This window comes from Bartonella sp. MR90HLJMH, assembly GCF_042194115.1.
GTDB lineage: Bacteria > Pseudomonadota > Alphaproteobacteria > Rhizobiales > Rhizobiaceae > Bartonella > Bartonella grahamii.
On record NZ_JBHIMM010000017.1, the window covers coordinates 1 to 11,725 of the forward strand.

Sequence of the window (11,725 nt, forward strand, 5' to 3'; positions counted from 1 at the left end):
TGTCTGATCGTGTAGAAGATCTCACGACAAAATTTGATCGAAGTGATATCATCGAAGCCCTCATAAAAGATGGCATGACCCGTTCGGACGCACAAACAGCAGTAAACCGTGCCGTTCAACTCTATCAAAGCGCCGAGGAAAAAACCGAAAAAGCCATCAAAGCCCTTGAAGAACAGGCAGAAACACTCTCGGACAATCTTGAGGATACGATCAAGGGAGTAAAAAACACTGCGACTAAAGCTACAAAAGCAGCCTCCAATATGGGATGGTGGGGCTTTTTAGGAAGTCTGGTAGGCGCCATTGTTTCCAGTGTTTTTGGTTATTATGGTTATAGAAGCCGTAAGGATACTTTCATGCTTTAAAACTTCTACCTCTAAAGCAAACACATAAAAAGCTGCACACATGATGCAGCTTTTTTTGCAAAATTTCCTGATTGCTCTTTTGTATCATTGTCTCTCATATCAGATAACTTCGCCAGTCTATAATCCTTCAATACTCCCCTTTCAAAAAACATAAGGAGTTGCTCATCGCTGCAAATAGGCATTGTGCTTATTTTGAAGAGAGCTCTGTAAACTTCCTTTCTCAACTGATTATCAAGAAAAACTAGACAAAGCGCGGGATATCCCATAAATACGCAGAAGAAAATTGTACCTTTAGCATCTTGGGGAGGAGCACTGTGACAAAGAAAAAATCCATGATTTTCGTCCAAATAGGACTTTTCCTTGTTTTGGGCTTTAGCAGCTTTGCCGATGAAACAGCGCAAGTTACATTTGCTCTCCACTTAGCAGAAAGCACAGCTTCTATTTCAATGCTCCTTTTTGCAGGGCTTATCGGGGCAATTTTTGCCGGACCAATTGCACCACGCCTCTTGCATCGCTTCCAACCAGCACGAACAGTACCCATTGTTTTATTGTTTGAAGCACTCTTTATAGCCACAGCTGCAATCGCCAACCAATTTTGGATTTATATTGCACTTTCTTTCGCACTGGGTTGTGCTGGTTCAATCTTTTGGTCCGCAATCCTCGTTTCCGTCCCAGAATTTGCAAACAATGATCAGCAACTAGACCGTATAAACCGCGTTATCCAAACAGTTCGTAATCTTGGTTACATTGCTGGACCACTCTTAGGGGGGGTGTTGTATGGAATATCAAACGGGCAAAAAGGATTGTTTGCGCTGTCAATCATGGTTCTTTTTGCCACCTTTATCACTCTCTTCTGTTTTAAAAGTTTAAAAATTCATACACAAACGACAAACACAACGCAAAAAAGCAAAAAAGGGCTAGACTTAAGAGGCCTCTTGCGTAAAAAAAATGTTGTCTATGCTCTTGCACCCCTCATCATTACCATCATCCTCACCTCTGCTCTCAACGTCTTATCGATTGTCCGCATTCGTACCGATCTCAACTTAAGCGCTGAAACCTATGGGATAATCACAAGCATGGTAAGTCTTGGCCTCGTGGTTGGTCCACTCTGTTTCTCCAGCCTTTTTCATCGCTTTGGCAATGCCGCTGGTGCATCACTTGCCGCTACAATCATTGGATTTGCAATTTTCTGCTTTTCCCTCACACAACTCATATGGCTGATGATGCTGTCATTTTTCATCCTTGGGAGTGCAAACGGCGTACAAAATGCTCTAATGGCAAGTTTTATGATGAAAGCCATTCAAAAAGAACAGCGAAACAGTCAAATGCCCGCTTATCTCTTCATCATACAAACATCCGTATGCCTTGGCTTTATAGGAGCCGGTTTTGTCCATGTTCATCACACACAATACACACTCTTTGTCATCGGCATCGCCACAATGATCGCAGGCATATTAGGTTTTATTTTGAACAGTGCCGTACAAAAAAAGGAACAGAGAGAATTTGAGAATGGTTAGTGGACTCGGCTGTTTGTCCAGCCAGCAAACAATGCCCCAAAAATGGCATGACAATCACCACCTGATCAAATCATTGTATCTCTCATGCAACCCCATACCAACCCAATAGGACTTTGATAAACCACTCTTTAATGTAGAGCAACTAACAACCCTCCCAAAAACTTGATATTTTAAAGCAAAAAAACAATAACATCATGCAACAAGATCCTATAGGCTTAAACTTTTACAATGGAACAGGCGGCTATGTGTGGCAACTGGCAGACTATATGCGACATGATTGTCATGAGAGCTCCCATACACTTGAATTGCAAAAACCAACACCACCCATAGCCATCAATTCTTTCGCTGTCTATCCACGTGAACTCAATCCTTTATCACGCGTTCAATGGGTAAAGGACGTACAGATAACGAGAAATAAACCAGCTTTAATTGGAAAACGGCAAATACAACCTGCAACCGTTGTTTCTACAAAAGGAGCGGCATTTGGCGGATTCGACTTTCCCACATTTGAAGCACTTCATGAAGGCTGCCTTGTCCAATCACTGAGGGAAATACAATTCAATGGTACTCTTCTTGCCTCTGGAAGTCTTTTGATATCACTTTTACGACACGGTCTCATCAAAACAGATCAAAAAGCATTTTCAGAAAATGATGCAACCGCTCTTTTACGAGAGCCAACATGTATTATCATAGATTCTTCTCTTGGCACTCTTGCCATTAATCAACTCAATGAGCGTACAATCCGGCTTCATGAAAAAACAAAACATCTCTTGAAGCAAGCCACCACACCAATACGTATTCAATATCCGCTAGAGGATTCAATAAAGTTTTTTGTAAAAGCAGGAATGCTGCGATTGATAAAATTATAAGGATAAAAAGATGCAGCTGATAAGACCTGGCATGGGAACAGAAAATAGTGCTCAACTTATCCATGCGCTTATTCAAATGGCAAGACCGCGCACAGTCATTGAAATCGGTGCTGGTGATAGTACGCGCTTTATCGCAAAAGCACTTCAAAAAGCGAAATTATCATGGCAACAAGATAAAAAGCTTTTAGAATCCTCCACCTGGGAAGAGCGCACAGCTTTGCTTGATCCTTCAGGAATTCCTGAAAATTACGAACCACAACTGATTACAATTGATGATTTTACAGCCAAAGGTCAATCAGCAGAAGAAGTATGGCAAGAACTTCTTAAAGATGGCATTAAAAAAGACACTGTAACATTTATCAATGAGAATTTCTTCTCTCTTGATGAAAGCACCCTCAAATCTTGGGGACCAATAGATTTTGCTTGGATCGATGCTGGAACTCCAGCAGATGATGTGCGATTTGTTATAACCCTTTGGGAACACATCACCGCTGGTGGTTATCTTTGTTTGCATGAACCAACAATGACAACAACAATTGCTCTCAATGGGGCACAACGGGGTCAAAGTGTCAGAACTCCCATATGGGAAGAAATCCTCTATCGGCTTGATGGCTCCTATGAGGCTTTAACACTCCCCGAAAACCACAAATATCGCCAAAGTGGTCTGGGAATTATTCGCAAACGCACCCCTACCGAACAAATTGTACGCGCACAATCGCTACAAGCAGAACTCATAGAAATCAATGAACTGCCCATTCGCAATGATCTTTTGCCCATGGGAAAAGAAACCCTTCGCAAACGCGATACCCGCAATTCACTAATCTCTGCCATGACCTCACCTACACTGCGCGCTGTTTATGCCGCCATTATCCTTGGTGCGAAAAATCTTTCCGAAGTCCTCAAACATGTCGATTCAGATGCGAAAAACATTCACAAATCCATCAATCGCCTTTTGAACCTCGGACTTATTCACAACACAACAGAAGGATTTCAAGCCGAAGAAACACTGTGGAAAATGCTAGAAAATAAACATGAGCGGAATAGGGAAAATTTAAGCGACCGCCATTTAGAAACAGAAGAGATGCTATCAAAAATTGCACAAGCCTTTCAGAAGGAAAAAATCTATAGCGAAACGGAAGTTTCCAAGATATGCAACCTCTTTACGATAGACTTTGCCCGATTACGACGCACTCTTGTTGAGAGGGGTTTTTTACAACGCCATGGAGGCAAATATCAACGCATGCGCTAAAAGAGAATTGAAAAATGTTAGCGAACTCTATCGTTTTTCTTCTATATTTCAAGAGAATGAATAACCTTCCACTAAAAAAATATAATTTCATTAAAAGGTTATAAAATCATTCATCTCATTCATATGTTGACAATCTATGGAGGGGTTAGTACATCCCCTTTATAAAGGATACAATGGAAAAGCAAGAATACGGGGTGCCAATTGGTTATCAAATAGGATTAGAAACAGTCAAAATCACCAGAAGAAGATATGGGATCAAGGTCTCAATGATCTTACCGATTATTGCGCAAACATCAGGAAACAGTGTTGTTACTCAACCCAAATCATGCTCGATATTTCTAAAAACATCGTAGACAAACAAAAAATAACATTCTTGCAGTGGACTGACTGATGAATTGATAAAGAGACTATTTCAACGAAATGTGCACAGCGGAAACAGGGCTGACAAAACTTCCTCAACAGATACAACAAAATGTATTTGATCATTTAACGACACTTCTATGGAAATTCCATGGGCAAAAATAAAATTCCTTTTTTCATCTATAGCACAGTTTTTCTTTCTGAATTTTCCTTTTTCTTTGTACTCCCTCTGATTGGAAACTCTTCTCTCATAACTGCTGCCAATGTTGCGTTTTATCTCTCTGGGTCGGTAATCCTTGAAAGCATTCTCATGGTAACCACAACAAGTTTATTAGAAAGACTTTCTCGTAAACTCTTAATGGCTACCGCCTTTATTTTAAGGAGTAGCGCTTTTGTATGCGTTATCCTATCGCTCATGCCTTCTGCATGGTTGACCTTTTTTACCTTAATGGCTTTTTCGAAAGCAATTTCAAAGCCATTTTTGAGAGAAATTTTATCAGAACATCTCAAGGGAAGTGCTCTTAAGCGCGCATTAACTCTCTATTCGTTTTTTCAAAACGCTGCGGTCGTTATTGCCCCTCTTGTTGCAATGATTGCCATAAAATATAACGCATCAACTTTTTTAATGGCTTTTTTTGCACTCCTTGGTTTGTATCTTTGTGTTCTATCTCTCAAAATTGTTTATCATTACCCGCATAAAACATTATCTCTTGAAAAGGATAAAAAAACAAAAAAAGCTCTTCTTTTTTCTTTAAAAACAATAATACATAATCGTTCTATTGCTTATTTGCTGGTCACGGCTTTGCTTTGTACATTTCTCATGGGAATTTTCATCACCACCACAACACTTCTCAATAAATTTGACAGCAATCTCGCCCCTTATAGTGGAATTTTCTTTTCAATTGTTGGCATCAGCATTTGTATCTGGCAGGGAGTAATCAATAAACATCTCACCCTTTCCGATAAAGCAACTTTTTATCTGCTCTGTTTTATGGGAAGTTTCTCCTCATTTTTCCTCATGGGTGGGGTCTTTACCGCTGTAACCGCATTAATTGCCTACAGTGTCTATGAATCTGTCATGGTTCCAGAAATATATTATCAAGCAGGGAAAACAACCGTATCCCTCTCTGCCAGTGTTCTTTTTAGTTATATTCTTGTTGTTTCAAATATTGGCCAAGCCGCCGGCTCATGGACAAGTGGATGGATCATCAGCTATTTCAACAGTCATATCGCTTTCATCTTTTGCATGATTGTTGGTGCCTCCGCCTTTGCCTCTTGCCTGTGCCTCATACAAACTAAAAAATAAGCAGCTTCCATGTCACATATCATTTTTGAAAACCAGTAGCACAACAAGAGCACCCAAAACACTTCGCCATAAATCACTCAATTATGGGGCTGTAACACACTCTGCGGCAAAGAACCTCAAAACGGTCTTTAAAGATTGTTCTGTAAGCCCTATTGCCAATTGCCTCACAGCTTAAAGGATTATGGAGCGGATTTTTGTTTTCCCATGAAGTTTGTCACCTTTTTAAAATAACATATTATCCATTCGCCTCTATGGTTGATCTTGAGACTTTGAATTCAGCTATCGAAGAATTTTCTATTGATACCATCATATGCCTACCAAGTTTTGCGGATAAACTTATTACCATATCTTGAGAAAAAAATTAAATCTCTCAAAAAACCTATTTTCTCTTGGAGAAGCCTTTCAAGCTTAAATCTGTGTTGAAAATAAAAGACATAATCCCTGAATTGCATATTAAGCCTCTTAGCTTTACCACCCAAGAAACTGGTCCAATAGGATTCCAGTGTTACAAGATTGCCAATGTTTTTTAGACAAACAGTAATGTTTACATTTTATAGGACACATTCAAGCGAAAACACATCCTGAAAATGATGCCTAAAAACAATGAATGAAGAGTATCCTTTTTTATCCTGATGATGCTTCATTACTTGAGCGCATCACAGGTGAGAGTGTTCATATTGCATAGGATCAATCATATAACTGTGGAACACCACGAACATACCTTACACCTGAAAGGAAGAACACCAACCTTTTATAATATTATGGGCGCTTTAACTTCTATTCACGATTTAACAAATGTCTTGAATCTTCAAGATTGTACTCTTTCGGCAAAAGACCATGCAACGCATTATCGTGAAAAAATTTGAACACGGGTGGATAGAGTTTTATTGTTCATTAATTCACCTGCACACCCTTAAAAGAAGCGCTCTTTTATCATCGCTCTCATCCTCTTATTTGATAAAAGAGGGTATCAATAAAGCGCAATTTTTCCATATTTGCTTTATGCGGAAATCTCAATTTGTTCGCTCCTCAAGCTCTGAAAAAATACCCCCCCCCAAATAAAATCCTTTTTTCAAACTTCTCAATATCCTATAGTGCCTGATAGTGATTTAGTGGAAATTAAATAAGCTAAGATTGCAACTTCCCACAAGCGTTCTTGCGCTTGATTATTATTGCCCCCATACGCGCTTTTTCATTTTTTTCAACGTCCATCAACACAGTTGTCCTTGTCATAATCGCATTTTGAAGGGGATAAACAAACGATTTTTGCGGCTTTTTTCACCAAATAATTCCCATGAAGAGAAGATAGAGATGCATTTTGTACTGGTGGAAGCCTCAACCTTTGACTTGGCTAGACTTATAGAGGCAGCAGAAACGCTCGCACTTCACTTACACCTCCTCACCCATAATAAAGATCTCTATTTTTATGAACTGGATTATATTAAAAGCGTGCATCTCAGTGTTATTGAACGCGATACATTTCATCATGCGGAAATGATAACCTATTGCCAAAATTTAAAAAACTTTAGTGGCATTCTCAATCTTACAGACACGTGGGCGACAAGTGTCAACGAAATCTCCGCCCAGTTGGGATATAAAACCCAAAATGCCTATGCGATAAATATCTGTAGAGACAAAGCTTGTTTAAGAAAAATCCTCTGTGAAAAAGGTCTCACAAAAGGACAAATAACTGTTATTGAAAGTGAGGCTTTCCAAGCCACACACAAGCTCTCCTATCCTGTCATTCTGAAAGACCCACAGGGAACAAACTCAAAAAACGTATAGTTTGCAGAAAATAAAACGGAATTTACCGCAATCATGGAATTTATAAAAAACCATACTTCCCTCAAAAAAAATCTCATTGAGACCTTCTTTACAGGCACACTCTACAGTGCTAAAACCATTAGCTATCGAGGGAAAACAAAGCTTCTCGCCCTCTCAAGCAGGGTCATGTCAGACATGCCTGACTTTAAGAGACTTGCAACAACTTTCCCTTAGACAAGAACATTGCACAATTACAGGGAATAGAAGAAGGGATTAAAAATATCCTAGCAGCTGTTTCCTATCATGGGGGCTTTGCACATACGAAATTTATCATCACTGAAGGGAACTTCTTTAAAGTTGTTGAATAAATCCACGCTTAAGAGGCGTGCAAATTGGTGAAGCACTCTGCCAAACTTTTAACACCAATATCTACAAAGGATTTTTAGAATGTGCACTAGGAAGAGAACCTAAATTATTTCAAAAAGAACTGATCCCCAAACCTTTATCGGTCAAGCACTTGTCTATGCAAAACAACAGGTAAATTTCAGCAAATGCGCTTGCAACATGCAAGGAGCAAACAAGCTATTCTCTACCCATTCCCTTACAGGGAAAAACTCTGAATTTGAGAGAGCAATCTGCGTGCGCTGACATTTTATTGACCTCAGGAACAAGTTCAGAAACGGCTCTGTTAAATGCACTTTCTTAAGCAAAAAAAGTAAATCTTGTGGTGGCAAAATAAAATGGTGCGTAAATTCTTCACTTTCAAGGCAAGCATAAAACTCATCCTCATAACAACTTTACTGAGCAATATTGGGATATTTATGGTTGTCCCTTTTTTGGCGATTTACTTAAATAAACTTAACTCTCTCAGTACAACAGAAGTTGGAATCATCATCGGAGTAGCTTTTTTGTGCAAAAAGGCAGGCTCTCTCTTAGGAGGGTTGCTCTCCGATTATGTCCATGTAAAAAAAACAATGCTTTTAGGTCTAGCAACACGAATCCCTGGCTATCTCATCATTGGTTTTACGCATAATTTTTATATCCTCCTCCTCTCTTGCGCCTTCATTGGTTTAGGAAGCAGTCTATACACTCCTGCTGCGAAATCTTTTTTAGTAAGAAATGTTTCGAGAACTGAAAAAGTGGATGCCTTAGCAACAAGATCAGTCTTTGTTAATATAGGGGTCTCTATCGGTCCCTTGCTTGGAATGTTGATTTTTAAAATGCTCCCCTCCTTATTATTTAGTTTCGTTGGATTGATCTTTTTTTTATTATTTCTTCTGAACTGCACCTTAAAAGAAAGCTCTAATACTAACAAATTGGACAAAATAAATTTTTCTGATTTTAGAAAGTTGCTCACCAACAAGACCATGCTTGGCGTTTCGCTTTTTATATTCTTGTTTACCTTTTTTTATATCCAACTCGAAAGCACCATACCTGTATTCAGTAATCAGGTTTTTGAAGGAAGTGCTACTTCTTTTATTTTTGTCTTGAATGCTCTCATCGTGATCTTTTTCCAAATGTCTGTTTCCAAATGGGCATGTAAAGAAAACTCCAAAACGCCCAAAGTATTATCCTTTGTTTTGTTTGGAATCTCATTCCTCCTCCTCCACGCTCTTGAGCATTCTTATTTTTACCTCTTCTTCGCGATCATCCTCTTTTCCTTTGCTGAAATCGTGATCTACATACGCCTCGATTATGAGGCCACAAATATAGATGAACGCTTAATCGCTAGCACATTTGGAATCATGAGCTTGTCCAGTGCTTTCGGAGGCATGGCAGGAAGTTATCTTGGCTCCCTCTTCTACAACCAAGAATTTTTTGGATTATCGGTTTGGCAGATCTTGAGTATTGCCTCTCTCAGTACCGCCCTCCTCTCTCTCCTCACACTCAAAAATTCAGCAAAAAGGTAAGTTGATGAAAAAGCATATTATCCTCTTCACCCCCCATCATGCCATGATTGATTGCACATCACTCAACGATATCGAGATGACAATTTCGGACAAACCTAAAAATACCCCCCTCTCCACTTATATGAAGCAAAACTCTCTCTTTCTTTTTGCTTATCATAATGTATCTTTTACGAAAAAAGATCATCAGCGCCATCCATAGCAAGAATAAACAGCCATAATCATCATAACATTGACGTTCTCATAACTTTGCCCCCAAAAGCTCTTCCACAAGCATCAGAATTGTCCAGACTTTAAAGGCTTAAAACATTATCATGGAAAAACAATGGAACGAATACAAAAATAAATACGCAATGCATTTATTCCTTTCTGATCATGCAGAGGATTCTCTCAAATTTTCAAACATGCAAAGTGAGTTGACGACGAATAGACTCCTCGATAAACTCATTGAGATCAGCTTAACTGATAGCTTCATTTTGGAGGAAGAGGGGTTGTACACAAGAGAAGCATTTGGGGACCATCAGCACTTCCAATCACATTCATCCCCATATTAAAGCCATCACAAACGGGTGTTCATTCTCAAAGTCTGTGATTTATGGGGTAGAACCAATATTTTAAAGAGTATCTGTAGGGAGCAAAATTATGCAAAAGGTGGATTCCTATACCAAATCAGAAAGGTATGTCATATATACCGTAATTATTTCCAGCATACTCCCCTTGCTGGACGGAAGCATTGTTAATGTCATCCTTCCAGACCTTGCTTTTTATCTTTCAGTAGAGGAAAATAATATACAATGGGTTGTAACATCCTATTTTCTTGCCACCGTGCCAGGATTGTTGATAGCAGCTTTTGTGCAAGGAAGAATAGGTATCAAAAGAACTTGGTTTCTTGCAAGCTTCATTTTTATGCTTGGATCACTGGGGGTAGGATTAAGCTATAATTTTCCAACCATTATATCTGCCCGTATCGTTCAAGGTTTCGGGACCGGTCTTTTGCTGCCCCTTAGCCAAACCATCATTGCCTTACAATTTGGACAGACACGAGTGCGCCAAGCCATGGGCACCATAGCCGTACCAACAGTTTTCGCTCCTGCCTTTGGTCCGCTGGTGGGTGCCTCACTTGCTCAGTATGTCTCTTGGCGTTTGTTATTTTTTATCAATATTCCGCTCATTTTATTGGCGCTCACCATTGGAGCGAAACACTTAAAGAGCAACGAAACAACAAAAACAAAATTTAACTTATTTGCATTTTTAGCGTTTTTCATATCGCTTATTTCATTTTTTTATCTCACAGAAGCCAGAAATATAAAGAACAACACCTCCGTATATATCCTAGCACTTATAGCGGTGATATCTCTCATATTGTTCATTGTTTCTAATCAGAAAGCAAAAAACAAATTAATCGTCTTTAGCGGATTTCAAAATGTGCGCTATACATTACTCATGATCATGGGGCTTGTTGCTTCATTTCTTTTTTATAGCTTCCTCGTTTATTTCCCACTAGCCGTTGCCATGGAACAAGCCCATGAAAATAGCCTTCTCATCATCGGCGCAGTCCTTGCTTTGCAAGGAGTGGGTGCATGGATCGGAAGGAAATTTATTTACCAAAAATGGAAAGAAAAATCTCCCTTTTTCATGATAGGAATTGGTTTGGTGATATCAAGCTTTGGATTATTATGCTTCGGCTATAATATAAGCATGGATGGGCTTGGATTCTTGCTAAGAGGCATAGGGCTTGGCATCACCACCATTGTCTGCCTTTCCGCCCCTATCCAATATGTCAACAGTTTATACGTCAAAGATACAGCAGTTATCACACGCATATTACAGCAAATAGGCGGAGCTTTGGGGGGTGTATTCGCTGGCTTTTTGATCCATTCGCTGACAGAGGAATATCTTTCCCTCAATCAAACATATCTCATATTCTTTATATTCTCTATCGCTGCATTTTTACTGTTTTGCCTCGCACTCTCCTTATCGCATAAAGAGAAGGGCTCCGATTTATGATATGCTTTGTTTGAACGCCTTATTCTATAACATTTCCCATTAGGTACATTTTTATATTTTCACGTTTTATCATGAGCGCAGTGTCATGTTCAGATGACATGTGATTTTTATGGAAGTCATTAGTTTTGGCACTTTGGTTGCGGGGGCAGGATTTGAACCTGCGGCCTTCAGGTTATGAGCCTGACGAGCTACCGGGCTGCTCCACCCCGCGTCACATATTTTAGAACAAGATTTTTTATTGTCTACTCTGAGTATTGAGCATTGATATGATTATATTTTTATTTATGAATTGTTAGATATCATGCCTTTAGCAGACCTGGCGGCGACTTACTCTCCCGTGCCTTAAGGCAAAGTACCATCAGCGCTGGAGCGTTTCACGGCCGA

General features: G+C 39.4%; 8 protein-coding genes, 1 tRNA gene and 1 pseudogene. 9 read left to right on the top strand and 1 reads right to left on the bottom strand.

Annotated features, from left to right (window positions below; all coding sequences use genetic code 11):
* The 9 genes and pseudogenes from ACFIJ9_RS08255 to ACFIJ9_RS08295 form a co-directional block, all read left to right on the top strand.
* Positions 1-362 (top strand): annotated as a pseudogene (locus tag ACFIJ9_RS08255) (DUF3792 domain-containing protein); the annotation flags it as partial.
* A gap of 314 nt (positions 363-676) precedes the next feature.
* Positions 677-1,879: an MFS transporter gene (locus ACFIJ9_RS08260; protein ID WP_375636684.1), complete on the top strand. Its 1,203-nt coding sequence runs from the start codon at positions 677-679 to the stop codon at positions 1,877-1,879.
* Positions 1,880-2,073: 194 nt separating this feature from the next.
* Positions 2,074-2,748 carry a hypothetical protein gene (locus tag ACFIJ9_RS08265; RefSeq protein ID WP_375636685.1) on the top strand — a complete coding sequence of 225 codons (675 nt, stop codon included), beginning with the start codon at positions 2,074-2,076 and terminating at the stop codon, positions 2,746-2,748.
* A 10-nt stretch (positions 2,749-2,758) separates the two neighbouring features.
* Complete coding sequence (locus ACFIJ9_RS08270; protein ID WP_375636687.1) at positions 2,759-3,997, top strand: DUF2087 domain-containing protein; 1,239 nt, start codon at positions 2,759-2,761, stop codon at positions 3,995-3,997.
* 511 nt (positions 3,998-4,508) lie between these two features.
* A complete protein-coding gene (locus ACFIJ9_RS08275; RefSeq protein WP_375636689.1) occupies positions 4,509-5,663 on the top strand; it encodes an MFS transporter in 1,155 nt (384 codons plus the stop codon).
* Between the two features lie 701 nt (positions 5,664-6,364).
* Positions 6,365-6,529, top strand: a complete 165-nt coding sequence (locus tag ACFIJ9_RS08280) for a hypothetical protein (protein ID WP_375636691.1) — start codon at positions 6,365-6,367, stop codon at positions 6,527-6,529.
* Positions 6,530-6,974: 445 nt separating this feature from the next.
* A complete protein-coding gene (locus ACFIJ9_RS08285) occupies positions 6,975-7,448 on the top strand; it encodes a hypothetical protein (RefSeq protein WP_375636693.1) in 474 nt (157 codons plus the stop codon).
* A 719-nt stretch (positions 7,449-8,167) separates the two neighbouring features.
* Positions 8,168-9,337 carry an MFS transporter gene (locus tag ACFIJ9_RS08290; RefSeq protein ID WP_375636694.1) on the top strand — a complete coding sequence of 390 codons (1,170 nt, stop codon included), beginning with the start codon at positions 8,168-8,170 and terminating at the stop codon, positions 9,335-9,337.
* A gap of 639 nt (positions 9,338-9,976) precedes the next feature.
* Positions 9,977-11,341 (top strand): MFS transporter, encoded by a 1,365-nt coding sequence (locus ACFIJ9_RS08295; protein ID WP_375636696.1) that lies wholly within the window; start codon positions 9,977-9,979, stop codon positions 11,339-11,341.
* Between the two features lie 134 nt (positions 11,342-11,475).
* Here ACFIJ9_RS08295 and ACFIJ9_RS08300 read toward each other — a convergent pair.
* A tRNA-Met gene (locus ACFIJ9_RS08300) sits at positions 11,476-11,552 on the bottom strand.
* Between the last annotated feature and the right edge of the window lie 173 nt (positions 11,553-11,725).

Coding starts and splice junctions, on each gene's coding strand:
- ACFIJ9_RS08265 (WP_375636685.1), top strand. CDS start 2,074: ATGCAACAAGATCCTATAGGCTTAAACTTTTACAATGGAACAGGCGGC.
- ACFIJ9_RS08275 (WP_375636689.1), top strand. CDS start 4,509: ATGGGCAAAAATAAAATTCCTTTTTTCATCTATAGCACAGTTTTTCTT.
- ACFIJ9_RS08270 (WP_375636687.1), top strand. CDS start 2,759: ATGCAGCTGATAAGACCTGGCATGGGAACAGAAAATAGTGCTCAACTT.
- ACFIJ9_RS08285 (WP_375636693.1), top strand. CDS start 6,975: ATGCATTTTGTACTGGTGGAAGCCTCAACCTTTGACTTGGCTAGACTT.
- ACFIJ9_RS08290 (WP_375636694.1), top strand. CDS start 8,168: ATGGTGCGTAAATTCTTCACTTTCAAGGCAAGCATAAAACTCATCCTC.
- ACFIJ9_RS08295 (WP_375636696.1), top strand. CDS start 9,977: ATGCAAAAGGTGGATTCCTATACCAAATCAGAAAGGTATGTCATATAT.